Raw genomic sequence first — 16,761 nt, 5'->3', positions numbered from 1 at the left:
GGCTGACCGTGCAGGAGATGGAACCGGAGAGCCGCGCCGCGCAGGAAATCGCGGAGCTATGGAATTGGATAGGTGCAGGATTGCAGATTGGCACAAGTGCAAGTGTGCACAAGGATGCGGCGGCATGAGCAAGACGACAGCGAAAGGGGCGGCATTCCTTCAAGCATTTCCCCGATTGAGGCACTCCCCGCAGAAGCTCCAGCGGCTAATGCTGCGCCAGCACCGAAGCCGGAGAACGTCGCCGCTGCGAGCCGAAAAGGGTTGAAACACATAGGGGGATATTTTAACCGGCCAGACGTTGAAAAGTTCGCCATCCTACGCGCACGCTTGGGCTCGATAATTCGGAACTCATCAAGCTGGCGATTGACGAGCTTTACCGGAAACACGAGGCAAAGCGCGCGTTCGGCGATTAAGGCGTAAGAAATGAAGGGCCAGCGGTCTCGCCTCGAAACCCGCCAGCCCCATCACCTTGCACAATCTCCGCATCCCTGCATCGACTGTGAGACGAGGCTAGCGCGGGGCAGGGTAGGGGAGCAAGGGGATAACGCGCGCGTGCCAGCGCCAAACCTCGGGCCGGCGCGAGGGCTTTTAAGAGCGGGCCAGCCCCATCATCTTGCTCTAAATATCCTAGCGGAGCGCGAGGGCGGCAATGAGCCCTCGCCACAGCAAAAAGTTGCGCGCCTTGGCGCGCTCCATATGCGCACGTGAATTCGAGAAGTGTCCTAGCGCGGACTTATCCACCCCGCCGCGCTTCGCTGTTGGGGCGGCGCGGGGCGTGGATAAGTCCTACTGAAAGCGCCGTGTTCAATGCCTCGCGGGCGGCGGCATTGTTTCGGGAAGCTGTAAAAAGGTGGGCGGCGTCGGGCAGGTGCGCGGCGCTCTCCTTGAAGGAGTTCCGGGACATGGCGGAACGTGAAGAGAGAGAACCGGCGAAGCGGGGAATCACGCCGGAAGAGCGCTACGAGGCGGAGCGCGCGGCGTCCTACCATTTTCACAAGCAACGCGGCTCAATGGGCATCCATTATCATTTTTACCCGCAAGACCGACCGAGGCTTCCCCCCGGCCGCCATGAGCGCGAATTCGGGGAACGGGAGCGCTGAATCGGAGCAGGGTCAACCGCGTTCGGGCGTGCGGCCGAGCCGGCGCGCCATTTCGGATTCTTCGAGAGGAGCGGAAGGCGAGGCGAAAATTCCGCGGAGCGTTTAGCCGCCGACATGTTGCGTCCCCTCGCTGTCATTCTCGATAGCGGCGGCCGGCTGGGCGATCCGCCATGCGAAAGAAAACGGATCGGCCGAAGTCGGAGAAGGCTGCGGGCTTGAGGCGGTTTCATCCAGCGGCGGCGTGGGAGGCGGGTCTTGCGGTTCTTTCGCCTGCGTCGGAAGATTGAACAGGGCGCGATCGGCGGGCTTCGTCAATCCGGCCGCGAGCAGACCGAGCAGGAGGCTGGCGAATGGCCCGCCGGGTTGCTCTCGAATTCCTTGAGAGCAATCGCTCCGGCAATTTCCCTTTTCCGTTGCAGTTCCTCTTTCGCCGCTTTGCGGGCTTCCGCCTCGGCTTCCTTGATTTTTTTGGCAAGCTCGATTTGTTGCTGGCGGTATTTTTCGAGGTTCTTTGGAGAGACAGCGCGGCGCATCGATCAATCCTTACGGCGCAGGGATAACAGGTCGGAGCAGTCGAAATATGAGCCGTAGAAAACCATAGCTTCCGTTCCCGAATCAATGGCAGAATCAGAGCGGCTGAAGCTCACAGCTTTGCAAGCCATGTGAAGTTAAACGAGATGTGGCCCAAGTGCCGCCCTCGTTTCCCTTCACGCTTGGCAAGGGGCAAGCCCGTTGCATCCCCCAGCGGCTTCAGCCGCATCAGCGCCGTCGTTCGAGCGGAGATCATGGCCGCCAATTGTTCGCGGCGGTAGTTCTTTCAGGGAGGCGCGAGATTGGACACATCGCCCGACGCCGCAAAGCCCCCACGACGGCGCGCGCCGTGGCGCGATCGAAAGCGCGCGCTCGATCCAAAAGATAAATTCGTGGCCGTGCGCGTGACCGAACCCGAGCGCGTCCTGATCGCGGAATCCGCGAAAGCGGCCGGCCTGAAAATCGGGGGCTATCTTCGGGCCTTGGCGATCGGCAATGCCGGGGCAAGGGCGAAGCGCGGCGCGCGGGAAGAGCGCGAGGCGCTGGCGCGCATTCTCGGCGAACTTGGCAAGCTGGGGTCGAACGTCAATCAGATCGCGCGTTGGTGCAACACCGACCGAACCGCGCCACACCTCCGCGAGGTGGAGCTGATGCGCGCCGACGTTGCGGCAATGCGTGCGGCAATCATGCGGGCGCTCGATCGTGGTGATTAAGGGAAAGAGCGTCGCGGGGGCGAAGCGGCTTGCGCAGCATTTGGGGCGCAAGGATACGAACGAGCGGCGTAACGAAGTCGTGGAAATGCGCGACGTGGCGGCCGCCGACGTGCAGGGCGCTTTGCTGGAAATGGAAGCCGTCGCCGCGGGCGGCTGTCCCAACTGCAAGAAGCCGCTCTATCATGCTTCGATCAACACGCGCGCCCACGAACGTCTGACGGACGAGCAGCGCATGGCGTCGATTGACCGGCTGGAGAAAGAGCTTGGTTTGACCGGCCAGCCGCGCGTCGTCGTCGTGCATGAAAAGAACGACGGGCGCGAGCATTGTCACATCGTATGGAGCCGGATCGAGCTCGAAAAAATGCGGACCATCAGCGACAGCCATAATTTCCGAAAGCACGAAATCGTGGCGCGGGAACTGGAACGGGAATTCGGCCATGAGCGAGTGCAAGGCGCGCATATCGAGCGCGACGGCCAGCCGCGCCCGGAGCGGGCACCGAGCCACAAGGAACACCAGCAGGCCGAGCGCACGGGCATACGGCCGAAGGCCGCGAAGGAACTGATTACCCGGCTTTGGAACGAGGCCGACAGCGGCAAGGCGTTTCAAGCCGCGCTCGAAAAGGAGGGCTGGATTCTCGCGCGTGGGGATCGGCGGGATTTCGTTGCCATCGACCCCAAGGGCGAGACGCATAGCCTCGCGCGGCGGATCGAAGGGGCAAAGGTCGCGGATGTGCGGGAGCGGCTTGCCGGCGTGAATGCCGCCGACCTCTACAGCATCCCGGAGGCCCGCGCCGCGCAGCGGGAGAAAGAAAGGGCGGCAACCGACGAGCGAGAGCTTGCGGCGCAGGCCCGCGCGCGGGACATGTCGCGCGACCGCGAGGCGCAGGCGCAGGCCGACGGCTATTTTAAGCTGGAGAAGGCCAACCGGGCCGACCGCAACGCCGTGCGGCTGGACGTGGTGAAGGAAGCGGCCGAGGCCGACCGGCAGCAAAAACAGCAAGAGCGGCAGGAGCGCCACGAGGCGGCTTCTCGGGCGCGGCAGGAGGCTTGGCGGGCGAAGGTGGACGAGAACAACCCGGAAAAGGTCAATGTCGCGCAGAAGGGCGAGCAGGTCGCGCGGCGAGGCTTGCAGGTGGCCGACCGGGCGACGGGCGCGGTGATGAGCCTTGCCGATTATATGAGCGGCCTTGTTTCCGGGCATTCGAAGCCGCCGCTGGCCCGCGATCGGGAGGGCGAGCTTGCCGGCTTCATTCATGACGACCCGAAATTGCGCAAGGAGCAGCAGCTTGCGCGCTATGCGGCGATCAAGGCCGATCGGGACGCGGAAAAGGCGCTCGACCGCATCGAGGACGACATGAAGCAGGGGCGCGCCTTATCGGCTTCCGACGTTCAGAACCTCACGCAGGCCCATCAGGAGACGTTGCGCAAGTTCGGCGACGACGGCATGCGGCAGCTCATCGACGAGCGCCAGAAGCACAGGGAACGCTACTGGCGAAGCGACGGCCGCGAACGAGAGTGATCCGGGTTCCCGTCCTGTCCGGCAAGTCGGGAACCGCGACGCGGCGAAAGCCGGGCGCGCCGCAACGATCACAGGTTTTCGCCACGCCTCGCATACGATCGTATGCCGCGAGCGGCCGGAGCCGGCACCGCGCCGGAAATCGAAGAGCGGCGGCGGGGGCGGCAGCCGTTTCACGACGCGAAATCTTGCCGCCGATCATGTGGAGCTGTGCCACAATCCCTTGAAAGACCTGCGGCGCTGGCTGGCCGAAGACAAGAAGTTCGCGCGCCCGCCGCCCGCCCGGTCGTTCACCAACGAGGGGGGCGCTTATGCTCACACAAAGAGGGCGGCAGTTGCTTTGGCAGAAACCGCAGGGGTTCGCGGCCAGTCATTGCCGCCGCTGCGAAGCGGGTTGGACGCGGAAAGGAGCCGAGGGCGAGCTGACCGTGTGTTTGCTCGATCGGGAGCCGGTTTTGGCCGATATGACGGGCTGCGATCGTTTCGAGGCGAAGAAGGCCGAAGGGTAGGAGACGCCGCGCCGCGCGGCGTCGAGGCCACGTCCAGTTACGAAGCGGAGGCCGAAGCCATCAACGCACTGTTCGCCGCGAAACTGGCCGGGCTGCGCCGCCGTTTGCCGCGCTGGGAAATTCCGGCCGCCGTGCGCGCGATCAAGGAGCGGCATCAGGCGGCCTTGGCCGCGATGCGCGAGCGACGGCACAACGAGCGCGTAAGCGCGCGCGACGAGCGCCGCGAGCGGGCGGGCTACCCGCCGGCCGCGCGGCCCGCATAGCGCCTTTATTCGGGCGCGCCGTGGCATCGGTCATAGGGTTTGCCGGAGCCGCAGGGGCATGGTTCCGCCGCCCGCACCGCATCAAGCGAGGGGTAGCGCTGCGTTCCCTGCGGGGCGTACACTTTAACGGAGCCGTCCGAAAACATCGCGTAAGTCTTTCCGTCGAATTGGTGGCGATCGATTTCGAACGGACTGTCCGGGGCGACGCTCGACCCGGCAGGGTCGGCACCGCGCGCGCCCGTGCGCGGATCATCCCACAGCCCGTTAAGGGCCGGATCATCCCAATAGGCTTTCCGCTGCGTGGCAATCGGACGCTCACCCTGCGGCAGCACAAGCATGCGATCGTGACCGAACTCGAGCATGATCTGTTCGGGGGAGAGCAAGGGGCGCACGGCTTCGCCGACATTCTGGCCCTTGCTCAAACCGTAGAGGTCTTCCTGCCGGCCATGCGTTTCGACCAGCCGCCCGCCCATGAAATCCGACCAGTATTTTGCCGTGTCGTAGTCATCGAGATTGAACAGGGCGCGCACGCCGGCATTGCCGACGAAGGAGGCCCAGCGCCCTTTGTAGAGGTCTTTCATCTGCGCCACGTCCTGAAAGACGCAAATCAGCTGCACGCCGTAGCCGGCCGCGAGGCCGATTGCGTTTTCGATCGGCTGGACATGGCCGAGAGTCGCCATCTCATCGAGCATGAAGCAGACCGGCAGCGGCGGCGGGTCGAGAGTGTCCGTCATCTCGTCGAGCGCGGAAGTCAGCACCAGACGCAGCCAGCGATTGAAGACCGGGAATTTCGGCGCGGAGAGGCAGAGGTAAACCGTCATGGTTCCCCGGTGCCACAGCCGGAAATCCACCTCTTCGCCTTGGCCCGACGCCGACAGGCAAGCGATCATGGCCGGGTTGTCGAGAATGTCGGTTTGACGCTGGGCCGCCGAGATAATCGAACCCAGCTCCTTGTCCGGCGTTTCGAGGAACGAAAGCGCCAGGTCGCGCAAGAGGCCGTCCGCATCGTCGATTTGCAGCATGGCTTCGAGCGTCGGCTTGATGTCGCCGAGCAGTCGCCGGCGCACGGCAAGCAGGTCTTTCTTCGCCGGCGAAATCTCCGGCGACACATAGACGAACATCAGGAGCAGCGCGAAGAGCTGTTGCGCGGCGTTAAACCAGTGGTCGCGCTTCTCACCTTCGCCGGGAATAAAAAGCGCGGCGGCGAGCGCCTTGCTTTCCGCTTCCATGTTCTGCGGCGTAAAGCGCGACAACGGGTTGAATCGCGCCTGCGGCTTCCCCGAAATCCCGAACGGATCGAGGTAGAAGACCTTCTGATTGAGCGCCGCGCGTTGCCGGCCGGTCGCCTTGGCGTTCTCGCCCTTGGGATCGAGCACGAAGGCCGAGCCGCGATAGCGCAGCAGATGCGGGATGATGAGAGTCACGCCTTTGCCGCTGCGCGTCGAGGCCATAATCAGGACGTGCTTTTCGGTGTGCAGCTGGAGCAGCCGCCCGCCGGCATGGCCGAAGCCCATGCCCTTAGGATTATGCAGGCGGGCGATTTCTTCCGGCGCCGCGAAGCGGGCGCCCTTGCTGTCGTCGGGCGCATTCGGCGGCGCTTCGCTGCGCAGCCAGAAAAAGAAACGCACGATGTAACCGGCGAGGCCGCGCGCCTGCACCCGGTAGATTTGCAGCATGTTCTCGAATTCGAGAATCTGCTTGAACAGCATCACCGGCACGCCGACGAAGAACGTGAAAATCGCCGAGACGACGCCGAAGAGAGTGAGGATCACCAGCCCGCCGCTGCCAATCAGGGCCAGCGGCACCAGCAGCAGCGTCCCGAGAAGAACGATAAAGAACCCCGGAGTTACAGGGTCGAGCATGCCGATCCCGTCCGGCAGGAACAGGCCCACCAGCGATATGACGAGGTCGCCCATGATGTTCATGGAGATGCAGCCGAACATCATCGCCAGCGCCGTGGAGCCGGCGACGAGGCGCTTGCCGTTCACCCATGCGAACGGGTTGAGCAGCACGAGCAGGAAGACGAGTCCGACCGCCAGCCCCCAGAAATCGACGGCAAGGCCGCCGATAGCTTGCGGCGGGATTGCGCGGGCGAAGAGCTGGGAGAGATTGCCGAAGAGACCCCATGCCGTCCCCGCCATGAAGGCCGCATACAACAGCAGGAGCGCGATCGCGGTTTTTGAAAAGCCCTTGCGGCGGGGTTGCGCGGGTTGAGGCGAGGGCTTTTGAGCGCGCGGAGATCGGCGCGGCGGGGCTTTCGTGGGCGCGTTCATCGGCGGCGTCCGGCTTCGATTGTTGCGGACGGGCGCGCAGCAATCACAAATGGCAATGACCTAGAGCTAAAGGCCACGCTGGCGGCTTCGCAAGGGAGCGGCCATTTCCGGGCCTGAAAATTTTTTCGATCCGAGCCGATTTTGCGGCGCGCCGCCGCATAAATAGAACGTCCCCACTTTCCGGGGTCGTTTCAATCAATGGAGATAATATATTGATTATAAAAGAACTTTCAAAAAATTCGTTGAGACTCTTGCACGCCACGATTGCCGATGCGCTCGCCGAAGAGGACGCGCAAGGAGGATCATCTCTCGGCGTGCGCGAATATCCCGACTGGCGTCGGCAGGCCGAGGATTACGAGGCCGAATTGAGCGCACGCGGCGAGGAATTCGCGCCGATAGAGTGGAATCGCTCATAGCCTGATCGATCAGGCGGCCGCCCGCCGTGGCGGCCTCCCCCGTTCTCGCGTGCGCAATTTCCCTGTGTGGAAATGCGTGCGCGAGCGCGGCAGCATGTTGCCAATATGTTCCACGTGAGCTAGACCGTCGAAAAACGCCAAGGGAGGAGGGTACAGACACAATCTTTAGTATAGGTGGCTGCGACGTGACCAAAATATCGGTTCAGGAGAGCACAAGCCTTTCACAGCGCGGGCGGCACAGCGAGCATATCAACCGCCGCACAACCCAGTCGATCTTTAAGGCGTTCGACTTCGCCGCCGAGATCGGCAGTCCGCTTAACACCTACGTCGTCATTCATTTGCCCGAAAATGACGGCCGCGCGGCAAACAGCGCGTTCAGGGAAATTCGCCACAAATATCGAGACTGGCTCAATTACCGCTCGAAAGCGCGCGGCTCGGCATCGCCGCCCGCCTATGTTTTCACCTTCGAGAACCCCGACGGCCTGACGCATGTGAACTGGGTTCTGCATGTGCCGGACGCCTTCAAGCGGGAGTTCGAGGCGAAGCTCACCAAATGGGTCGCGAAGGTCAACGGCATCGTCAGGCCGCATGACGTTCACGCGCAGCCCGTCACCGGCAACCCCAAGAGCCTTGCGAAATACATCGTCAAAGGAACCGACCCGGCCTTTGTCGATCACTTCCATTTGCGCGGCGTGCATGCGCCGCAGGGATGGTTTCGCGGGCAACGCGCCCGTGTCAGCGCGTCGCTCGATAAGAGCGCACGTGCCGCCGCAGGTTTTCGTTCGCGCAGAGCTTCCCGGACGCGACAGGTCTGGGCACAGGCTCATCCTTGATTGGTTCACCGCCAGCGGCCTATCCAAATAATGAGTTTTTCGGCTACGTCGGAAAGTTCAAAAAGTTAATAAACAGTTAAGCAAAATAGTGTAGAGTGCTATTGCTGTTTCATCTTTGCCAGTTTCTTCATGTCCTTGCCGCTTTCCTTGCGCGCGCGGCTTTTTGTTTGTTGCGCCGCTCTTATCGTCACCGCCTTGCCGCGCGATTCTTTCGCGGCTGTGCAATGGCGGCGCGTCGGCACGGTGAGCGGCACCCTCACCGCCAACCAGCTCTGCAAGACGGACGGCAACGACATTATTTGCGACAGCACGACGCCAACGATTTCCGGCGGAAATGTCGGCATCGGTTCAACCTCCCCCGTCTCTTCGCTCGATTTAAGCCAGAAGACCGACGCCATCGCCCTGCCCGGCGGAAGCAGCGCGCAGCGCCCGACGGCGGTCAACGGCATGATCCGCTACAACACCGGCGGCGTCGGCTCGCTTGAGGCCTATCTCAACGGCGCATGGACGACCCTGCTCAATGGCGCGGGCGGTGGTTCGGCGGCGGGCAGCAATGGACAGGTGCAGTTCAACAATGGTGGCGTCCTCGGCGCGAGCAGCAATTTCGTGTGGGACAATACGAATTCGAATCTTTCCGTATCAGCCTTTAATACAACGCCACTTAAAGTATCAACGAGTTATGGAAATCCAGCAATATTAGCTACTGCCGGTAATGGCGCGGCTGTTTCGGCAACATCTTCGTCAAATGATGGCGTATATGGGGTCTCCACGTCGGGAAATGGCGTTCATGGCTCCGCCTCTAATGGCACCGGTGTTTTTGGCAGAGGCGACAACGGTTACGGCGTGTATGGACAATCCGTTTATTCTTATTCCGGCTTCTTTGAAGCCCAATGGAATAACAATACAGCCGCAACGCTCGTGACACAGCAAAACGGCACGGGCACAGGTGATCTGTTTCAAGCGCTAAACAGCAGTGGCACCGTTCTCGCCAATATCACGGCAAGCGGCCGCCTCGGCATCGGCACGCCCTCGCCCGCGACGCTTCTGGACGTGAACGGCGCGGCGTCATTGCGCCTTGGCACCGACTACACGACAACGGGCAGCCAGAACAATGTCAGCATCGGCGCGACCTCGACCGTGCGTTACAATGGCACGGCAGCGGCGACTTTCACCGGCATTGCCGCTGGGGCGAACGGGCAGATTTTGTATCTGCATAACCCGTCTTCCTATACGCTGACCCTATCGAACCAAAACGCTTCGTCCAGCGCGGCCAACCGCATCGTCACCGGCACAGGCGCGGATTTGCCAGTGCCGAGCAACACCAGCGTCACCCTGCAATACGACAGCACCGCCGCCCTGTGGCGCGTGACGGGGAGCAGCAATTCAGGAAACACCCTCGCCGCAGGATCGACCGGACAGGTGCAATTCAATGGTGGCGGCTCTCTAGGTGCGAGCAGCAATTTTGTTTGGGACAATACGAATGGGCGGCTGGGGATTGGGACGACGAATCCGACGTCACTTCTAACTGTGGCGGGGGCCGCGCAGTTCAATTATTCGTCAGCAGCAGCCGAAGGGATCGCCGTAAAACCATATAGCTCTGGATACGGCGGCCATGCCATTTCCGAAATATCCGGTACAAACAGTTCAGTGTGGACTGCCGGGCAAGGGCTGATTTTCAGAAACGACGTGGCTCAGGCTTCCATCGGAGCAAGTTTGTATGGGGCGAGCAGCATAGGCGCGAAAATCGGCCAATTCGGCACTGATGGCATTGGAAACATCAGCAATGCTATCTGGCTTACGGCTGATTCCACGAACACCTATGTAACCTCGATGCAGTATGCCGGATCGCCTTATCCTCCGCTTTACATCAGCGCCCCAACCATCAACTTTAATACCGTCGCTGGCGGCGGCGCGTGGCCAAACGGCAATGGCGGCGTATCCTACGGATCAACCGCTATGACCATAACTGGAGCAGGGGCTGTCGGCATTGGCAGCGCGACGCCTGCCGCAGGCATGAAAGCCGACATCGCGGGGCCGGTGAAGGTCGCTGGCACCGGCAGCGAGCCTTGCACCGCCGCGCAAGTGGGAGCCATTCGCTACAATCCGTCCGGCAACTACTTCGAGCTTTGCTCCTATCCGTAGCCCTGTCATGAGCCTTTGCCTTTCGAGCGGAAAGCTCTGACCAGTTGGGCCGCGCCGGCCAAGAGCGTCCCCAAGTCTTTCATCAATTCGCCGAAGGTGTGCCAGTCCATTGGTGCGGCCTCTCGTTCGATTCGCCGCATCGAGTTTCGTTGAGGTACGGCGGCGTCAATTGCGAACCGCACAGATTTTTTCGTGTTGGGCGTGATCGGCAACGCACTGGCGAGCGTGCAAAAATCAAGACTTTTGCATAATCCGCCGACCCCACGTTTTGCAGGCCTTCCCACTATGCAAAAGATACTTGCAAAAGCTCAGCGATTTTTCCCCTCGTGGCTGCATCATAAGTATGATAAAGTATGAACATGATTTTCGAAAGGAGCCGCCCCATGTCCGACATCGAGAGGTTGACCATCACCCTGCCCGCCGACATGGCTGCGATCGTCAAGAGCGCCGTTGAGGCCGGCGACTACGCCTCGACCAGCGAAGTCGTGCGCGAGGCCATCCGCGATTGGAAAATGAAACGCGCTTTGCAGTTGCAGGAGCTTGCCGCGCTTAAGCAGGATATCGACAAAGGCTTGGCCGACGTTGCCGCGGGGCGCGTGAGGGAGTTTGACGCCGAAGCCATCATTGCCCGAGGGAGGAAGCTATTAGCCGACCGCTCAAAATCCGTTTGACCGAAACGGCGGAAGCCGACCTTGCCGAAATTTGGGCTTACATCGCCGAGGATTCCGAAGAAGCCGCCCGCCGATTGATCGACAAAATCATGACGACTCTCGCGCGGGCGCAGGATTTCCCCATGTCTGGCGCGGCGCGTGACCAGCTCGCGCGCGGTCTGCGCGCGATGTTCCAAGGCAATTACGCGCTCTATTACATGTTCACCGAAACCGAGGTTATCCTTGTCCGTGTGTTGCATGGCGCGCGCGACGCCGCCGCCATTGCCGAGCAAGGCGGGTTTTCCTTTCCATGATCTACGGCTATGCGCGAGTCTCGACCGACGGCCAGAGCGTTGACGCGCAGGTGAAGCAGCTGCGCGCCGCCGGATCCGAGAAGGTTTTCCGCGAGACGGCCAGCGGCGCGAAGTCCGACCGGCGCGAGCTGGCCCGCGCGTTGAAGGCGCTCGGCGACGGCGACACCCTGCTTGTAACCCGTCTCGATCGGCTGGCGCGATCGACGCGCGACCTGTTGAACATCCTAGACGCCGTGGCGAAGGCTGGGGCCGGCTTCCGTTCGCTGCATGACACATGGGCCGACACCACGACCCCACACGGCCGGTTGATGCTTACCGTGCTGGGCGGCTTGGCCGAGTTCGAGCGCGAATTGATCCGCGCCCGCACGGGCGAGGGCCGCGAGCGCGCCAAAGCGCGCGGCGTTCACATGGGCCGACCCCCTGCCCTCACCCGTCACCAGCGCGAGGAGGCCCGCAAGGCGCTTGCCGACGGCACCGCGTCGCAGGCCGATCTTGCGCGGCGGTTCAATGTTTCGCAGAGCACAATTTCGAGGCTTGCCTGATTTAAACTTCGTCGGCTTCATCCTCGATAGCCGCTGCTTCCGCTTCCTGCTGTTCGGCGATGGCTTTCGGGAGAGCCGCGAGCTTCTTGCCCGACAGATAATCCGCGACGCGCTGGATTAGGAATTCCGGCGTCAGACTGCTATCCGCAAGTTTCTCCATCTTCTTGCGTCCGGGATGCAACACGTCCCACGGGGACTTGTATTGTGTCGCCCGTCGAATTCCGGGGTCTTTGTTTCCGAACCCGTCAATGGCACGATTCCAGACCGGCTTGAAACTTTCGATTAGCATGTTTTCGCCGAGCGGAATCCAGATGTCATCGACCACCAAATGACGAACGAAGAAATCCGCCAGCTCAAGATTGTTGGCCTCATCGACCGAGCTTGCATGTTGGCGCAGACGGTCAGCCAACGCGCGTCCTTTTGACGAATCCTTCGTCACGCCACCTTTCCGGCCTCCTTTCGGAATCGCTTTGCCGACGTAAATCGGGACTTTGAAAGCGCCCTCTCGATTGACTGCGGCTATGGAGGCATACGCCGGAAAATCGCCCGTATAGTAGATCACATAGACCCCTGCCCCCGCGATACTCTCGCATTCGCCGAGCGGAATGGCCGCGCGGCCCAGCAACTCGGTTTCCACGCTCCGCGCGAGGTTAAGCTTATCGAGTGGATTATAGGGGCCGGTCACGACGCGCGCTCCAAATGACGCGCGACATCTTCTCCGACGACACGCGCCAGCCGCACGGGAACCGCGTTGCCAAGCTGGCGCATCGTTTCCGTCCAAGAACCATGAAAAAGAAAATCATCGGGGAAGGTTTGAAGCCGAGCGCTTTCGCGCACGCTGAAATAGCGAATGCTGCCATCCGGTCGCCGCAACATGTTTTCGCCGCCAGGTACGCCGTGGACGCCTGCCTTGAGAGTTTTCGCAGGCTCATCGAGCGGGCTGCCCGTATGGCCCGGATAGGCGCGCGCGCCCGGTTGAAAACGATGGTTCAGGAACGCCGCCGCCGCGGCGGGGTCTGTTTCCGGGTCGGGAATGCCGCGGAGTGCGTCGCGCACCGTCTGCCACGCAAGAGCATTCGGCGCGTCTGTATGCTTGGCGCGCGCCGCGGGAACGTGGCGGAGTTTTTTCGGCACTTCGTGCCGCTCCCAATAATCGCCGTGAACCTGATCCCAAAGCAGGGCATCTTGTGAATGCGTGGCCAAAGGAAAGCTCCACGACACGTTAACGTCTTCGCGGAATCCGACGAAGAAAACGCGCTCGCGGCGCTGGGGAACGCCGTAGTCCGCGGCATTCACCAGTTGCGTCACGACGCGATAATTGAGGCCCGACCGGCTTCCGCTGGTGTGATGCTGCTCGAGCCGGGCGAGATGATTAGCCCACGCCTCGCTTTTGCGCCGTTGAATTTCCGGGTGTTCCAGTTGAAGGCGGATATACTCGAAATAATTGCGGAAACTCTCCCGCGTCAGCCCCTTCACGTTCTCGAAGATGAACGCTTTCGGCTTCGAGTCGCGCACGGCACGAATGGCCTCCGGGAACATGTCGCGCCGATCCTTGTGCGCCCCATGCTTGCCGCCGAGGGAAAAAGGCTGGCATGGAGGGCCGCCGGAGACGAGTTGCAGCTTGCCCTCGTACTTGCCGAAATCGACCTCTCGCACGTCGCCCGCCGTCAGCTTCCAGTGCTTCACGGCGTCAACGCCGCGGGCCTTGTTCTCGCGGATTGTGTCGCAGCAGTAGCGATCCCATTCAATCACGTTGACGGGCCTGAATCCGGCGTGGTGCAGGCCGATACCGAGACCGCCCGCCCCCGCGAAAAGCTCAATGGATTTCATGGCCCTAGAAATGATCGTATCCTCTGTTTCAGCAGTTCCTTGTCTCCGAGCTGGCATTCCCAAATTACGAGGAAATCCCAGCCCATTGCCCTGATCCGTTCCTGATTTTTCGCGTCGCGTGCGCGGTTCGCTTCGAGCTTGGGAAGCCAGAAATCGAGCCGTGACTTTGGAAGCCGCGCGAGCTTGCAGGTCGAATCATCATGACGATGCCAGAAACAACCGTGCACGAAAATGATTTTTCGTCGGTTTCCAAAGGCTAAATCCGGGCAGCCGGGGAGGTCGCGGCGGTGCAGTCGGTAGCGGTACCCCAGCTTGTGCACGATTCGGCGGACAAGCATTTCGGGCGCAGTGCCGCGCCCCTTTACGCGCGCCATGCGTTCGCTGCGTTCGGCTGGCGTGAGAGTATCAGCCATCGACCATCAGGCCGCGGCCTTCCCCTTGGTGAAACGCTTCACCCAGCCGATGAAGGCGCTGTGCGGGTTTCGTGGCGGCGGCTTGTCCCTGCCCCATTCGTTGAACCGCGCGACCAGGGCTTGCCTATCCCATCCGGGCGCGATGTCGCGCACCTGTTCGAGAACCAAATCGTTGGGGAGATAATCGCCTCGTGCGTCGGCGCTCTTCTTCGCGTCGAACGCGCGCGCGCGCCGCGCCTTACCTTGCAGCACTTCATCGCGTTCGTCGCGCGCCGCTGTTTTCGTCAGCGTGAATTTTATCTTTGCGAAGGACTTTCCTTCGCGCAGGCCTTCGTAGGCGACGAAAAACCCGGCCTCTTCGGCGCGCTCATTGATTTCATTTACGGCGGGTTCAATGACACGCCGCTTAAGATATTTCCAATCCTCATAGGAAGACGCGTCGTCTGACACTTTGAGCCATGACCGGAATTCATCGAGCGAGATCGTGAAACCGTTTTCACGCCGGTTCACGTAGGCTTCGAGAATTTCATAGAGCGTCACGGCATATTTGCTGCGCAAGGCCAGGACGACATGGCAGCGCAGCCGCGCAAAGGCGCGCGGCGCGAGAATCTGTTTTGAGAGTCCCCTGCCGAAGGCGTAGTAGATTTTGCCTGTTTCGCGGTAGCGCTTGCTGAACAGAGCTTCGCTCACAAGCGCGCTAATCCCCTCGTAATCTTCGTCTTCCCATTCGACCGTCGTTTTGACGAGCCGCCGCATGCTCTGCCAAAGGGCGGCGGCGTCGGTTTCTTCTTCGGCTTTCCCGAGACTGATTTTGCCGCGCGTCCCAAGGTCGGTGCGGCCGAATTTGCGGAACAAGCGCACCAGCTCCGCGACCGAGATTTCATGATAGGGCTTATCAGAATCCAGTTCGTCCCAAGCATTGTGCAGCAGCAGCAGCCACAGCTTGCGATCAAGCGCCGTGAACGGCCCTTCGACGCGCACCATCACGACCGGCAAGGGCACAGGGACAGTCGCCGGACGCGCCGCTGACGGCTTCCAGATGTCACCTGTCGGCTTAGGCCCGCTCTTCAGATCGAGCGGCAATTGCGCGGGCGATTCGGTCATAAAGCAAAGCTGCCGGATTTCCGGGGGACGCGCAAACAAAATCCGTCCCCCTTTCCGCCGGGTCAGGCTTGCTGAATCCGTCCCCCGGAGCGCTGATTTTGTCCCCCGCAAGCTACCAGCTCGGCGGCTGATTCTGTCCCCCGGAACGGTTTTGCAAGCGTGCAATTGTGCAGGATTGCATATTTGCACGGCAAGCCCGCCTTGTGGACTATTGGCTGATTTTGTCCCCCGGAGCGCTGAATCCGTCCCCCGGAGCGCTGATTTTGTCCCCCGGAGCGCTGATTTCGTCCCCCGCAACGTCGCTAAGCTGTTGCTATAATGTCGTTTTTTGCTCTAGAACAGAAGAACAGTAGAACATCAGAACAATGGCAGGCTGTGGATAACAACCCAAGCAATCCGCATGTTTTCAATGCCCTATTGTATTCGGAGCCGCGCGAGGACGCGCGGCAACTCCCCACGCGAGCATATGCGCCCTAAAGGACGCGGCGCGCTCGTCGCGCCGTAGCGCGACATTTCCTCAGCGAGAAAGGGGCTGTTTTGACGCTCGCGCTTCCTTCAGAGTTTGCGCTTTCCCCCCGTCCCTCAAACGCCAAACGGTAGCACCATGCTCGCAAGGTCAAGCCCTTCGGGCTGCTCCGCTTCGCTTCGCCCCTTCGGGTGACTCTTGCTGCGCGTGGAGCTGTTGAGGAGGCGTCGGGACGAAGGGCGTCCCAAGAATTCGACGGCCTGCGGCGCGTCGAACAAAGGGCAAGGCCTAATCCGCAAGCCCGATAATGACTGAAAACAGATGATTGAGCGCGGGTTATTGCTCCGAGGGCGAAAGCCCCAATCACAGGGCCGCATTTGGCGCGCGGCATAGGGATAATTTTGGCAGCCATCATTTGAGACCGCAGTTTCAGACTGTTTGTGTCGGTCGCGTATTTGCCTCTATCGGCGCATTTCTGCACGTGTGCAGCTGTGCACACAAGACCAATGGTGCGAAAGCCGCAGGAAACTAGGGCGTTGACGCGAATCAAAAACCGGCGCAAGTTTGCATTTGTGCACAGTTGCAGAAAGGCACATTTGCAGATGCTCACTCTTGCAATCACCATCAACAAGGGCGGCGTCGGAAAAACGACCCTCACCAAACACATCGCCGCCGCCGCAACCGATGCGGGCCTTAACGTCATGATTCTTGACATGGACACCCAACAGAACGCGACGAATTGGGCCAAGCGGCGAAAAAACAAGCACGGCCGGGATTTGCCCGTCGTCAAGTTCATCACCGAAAACGACCTGACCGACGAGCAGAGAAAAGCCGAGCAGGCGGGTTGCGACCTTCTTTTGATCGACACCCCACCAGGTCGGAGCAGTGAAGCCCCGGCAGCCGTCGAAGCCGCCGATTTCGTTCTCATGCCCTTCTGGCTCGAAAGCGACGCGCACGACGGCGTGGCGAAGAGCGCGGGACTTGCGCGCCGCATGGGGAAACCCGCCATAGCAATTTTGAATTTTGCGACCCCGAATAGCCGCAGCCACGAAGAGGCTGCCCGCAGCGTTATGGACGCGCTTGGTGTGGCCATGGCCCCCGTTGTGCTGCATCGCTATGAGCTTTACCGGCTGGCGAACCCCGAAG

Annotated in this window: 18 protein-coding genes; 11 read left to right on the top strand and 7 right to left on the bottom strand. The window is 61.2% G+C overall.

The features are described from left to right. Nucleotides 1-902 precede the first annotated feature (902 nt). Complete coding sequence (locus K369_RS26885; protein WP_156968070.1) at nucleotides 903-1,100, top strand: hypothetical protein; 198 nt, start codon at nucleotides 903-905, stop codon at nucleotides 1,098-1,100. Nucleotides 1,101-1,411: 311 nt separating this feature from the next. Here K369_RS26885 and K369_RS26880 read toward each other — a convergent pair whose 3' ends face one another. Then, on the bottom strand, nucleotides 1,412-1,633 hold the full coding sequence (locus K369_RS26880; protein WP_156968069.1) for a hypothetical protein: 222 nt from the start codon (nucleotides 1,631-1,633) through the stop codon (nucleotides 1,412-1,414). Between the two features lie 300 nt (nucleotides 1,634-1,933). Here K369_RS26880 and mobC point away from each other — a divergent pair, with 300 nt between their 5' ends. From mobC to K369_RS27405, 3 genes are all read left to right on the top strand, one after another. Then, nucleotides 1,934-2,344: a plasmid mobilization relaxosome protein MobC gene (gene mobC / locus K369_RS24195; protein WP_051949602.1), complete on the top strand. Its 411-nt coding sequence runs from the start codon at nucleotides 1,934-1,936 to the stop codon at nucleotides 2,342-2,344. Further along, complete coding sequence (locus K369_RS25045) at nucleotides 2,334-3,863, top strand: relaxase/mobilization nuclease domain-containing protein (protein ID WP_156968068.1); 1,530 nt, start codon at nucleotides 2,334-2,336, stop codon at nucleotides 3,861-3,863. The genes mobC and K369_RS25045 overlap by 11 nt, the downstream gene beginning before the upstream one ends. A 427-nt stretch (nucleotides 3,864-4,290) precedes the next feature. Continuing rightward, nucleotides 4,291-4,632: a hypothetical protein gene (locus K369_RS27405; protein WP_210165060.1), complete on the top strand. Its 342-nt coding sequence runs from the start codon at nucleotides 4,291-4,293 to the stop codon at nucleotides 4,630-4,632. A gap of 5 nt (nucleotides 4,633-4,637) precedes the next feature. Here K369_RS27405 and K369_RS24185 read toward each other — a convergent pair whose 3' ends face one another. Beyond that, nucleotides 4,638-6,905, bottom strand: coding sequence for a type IV secretory system conjugative DNA transfer family protein (locus K369_RS24185; RefSeq protein ID WP_036296983.1), 2,268 nt, complete (start codon nucleotides 6,903-6,905; stop codon nucleotides 4,638-4,640). 251 nt (nucleotides 6,906-7,156) lie between these two features. On the opposite strand from K369_RS24185, the gene K369_RS26870 reads away from it, so the two are divergent. Together K369_RS26870 and K369_RS24180 are read left to right on the top strand one after the other, a co-directional pair. Then, on the top strand, nucleotides 7,157-7,321 hold the full coding sequence (locus tag K369_RS26870; RefSeq protein ID WP_198033217.1) for a hypothetical protein: 165 nt from the start codon (nucleotides 7,157-7,159) through the stop codon (nucleotides 7,319-7,321). A gap of 185 nt (nucleotides 7,322-7,506) precedes the next feature. Beyond that, entirely contained in the window at nucleotides 7,507-8,154 is a 648-nt protein-coding gene (locus tag K369_RS24180) for a hypothetical protein (RefSeq protein ID WP_245278315.1), read from the top strand. 98 nt (nucleotides 8,155-8,252) lie between these two features. On the opposite strand, the gene K369_RS26865 is transcribed toward K369_RS24180, so the two are convergent. Then, a complete protein-coding gene (locus tag K369_RS26865; protein WP_156968065.1) occupies nucleotides 8,253-8,408 on the bottom strand; it encodes a hypothetical protein in 156 nt (51 codons plus the stop codon). Here K369_RS26865 and K369_RS26860 point away from each other — a divergent pair. The 4 genes from K369_RS26860 (at nucleotide 8,398) to K369_RS24160 (ending at nucleotide 11,802) form a co-directional block, all read left to right on the top strand. Next, on the top strand, nucleotides 8,398-10,296 hold the full coding sequence (locus tag K369_RS26860; protein ID WP_036296980.1) for a hypothetical protein: 1,899 nt from the start codon (nucleotides 8,398-8,400) through the stop codon (nucleotides 10,294-10,296). The genes K369_RS26865 and K369_RS26860 overlap by 11 nt on opposite strands. Before the next feature lie 383 nt (nucleotides 10,297-10,679). Then, entirely contained in the window at nucleotides 10,680-10,967 is a 288-nt protein-coding gene (locus K369_RS24170) for a ribbon-helix-helix protein, CopG family (RefSeq protein ID WP_036296977.1), read from the top strand. Continuing rightward, the gene (locus K369_RS24165; RefSeq protein ID WP_051949599.1) at nucleotides 10,964-11,260 is read left to right on the top strand and encodes a type II toxin-antitoxin system RelE/ParE family toxin; all 297 of its coding nucleotides are present in this window, start codon (nucleotides 10,964-10,966) and stop codon (nucleotides 11,258-11,260) included. Before K369_RS24170 ends, K369_RS24165 begins: the two co-directional genes overlap by 4 nt. Then, entirely contained in the window at nucleotides 11,257-11,802 is a 546-nt protein-coding gene (locus K369_RS24160; protein WP_036296972.1) for a recombinase family protein, read from the top strand. Before K369_RS24165 ends, K369_RS24160 begins: the two co-directional genes overlap by 4 nt. A 1-nt stretch (nucleotide 11,803) precedes the next feature. Here K369_RS24160 and K369_RS24155 read toward each other — a convergent pair whose 3' ends face one another. From K369_RS24155 to K369_RS24145, 4 genes are read right to left on the bottom strand one after another with little or no spacing between them, the layout of a single operon-like run. Then, a complete protein-coding gene (locus K369_RS24155) occupies nucleotides 11,804-12,487 on the bottom strand; it encodes an Eco29kI family restriction endonuclease (protein ID WP_036296970.1) in 684 nt (227 codons plus the stop codon). Further along, the gene (locus K369_RS24150; RefSeq protein ID WP_036296967.1) at nucleotides 12,484-13,632 is read right to left on the bottom strand and encodes a DNA cytosine methyltransferase; all 1,149 of its coding nucleotides are present in this window, start codon (nucleotides 13,630-13,632) and stop codon (nucleotides 12,484-12,486) included. The genes K369_RS24155 and K369_RS24150 overlap by 4 nt, the downstream gene beginning before the upstream one ends. Continuing rightward, the gene (locus tag K369_RS25860; protein WP_084570846.1) at nucleotides 13,629-14,045 is read right to left on the bottom strand and encodes a very short patch repair endonuclease; all 417 of its coding nucleotides are present in this window, start codon (nucleotides 14,043-14,045) and stop codon (nucleotides 13,629-13,631) included. The genes K369_RS24150 and K369_RS25860 overlap by 4 nt, the downstream gene beginning before the upstream one ends. A gap of 6 nt (nucleotides 14,046-14,051) precedes the next feature. Next, complete coding sequence (locus K369_RS24145) at nucleotides 14,052-15,149, bottom strand: replication initiation protein (protein WP_036296965.1); 1,098 nt, start codon at nucleotides 15,147-15,149, stop codon at nucleotides 14,052-14,054. 1,002 nt (nucleotides 15,150-16,151) lie between these two features. Here K369_RS24145 and K369_RS24140 point away from each other — a divergent pair. Beyond that, a partial coding sequence (locus K369_RS24140) for a ParA family protein (RefSeq protein ID WP_198033216.1) occupies nucleotides 16,152-16,761 on the top strand: 610 nt, incomplete at its 3' end.

The sequence above is a fragment of the Methylosinus sp. PW1 genome, from assembly GCF_000745215.1.
Classification (GTDB): domain Bacteria; phylum Pseudomonadota; class Alphaproteobacteria; order Rhizobiales; family Beijerinckiaceae; genus Methylosinus.
The sequence above is the reverse complement of the archived record's forward strand: the minus strand, read 5'-3'. Positions and strand labels throughout refer to the sequence as shown.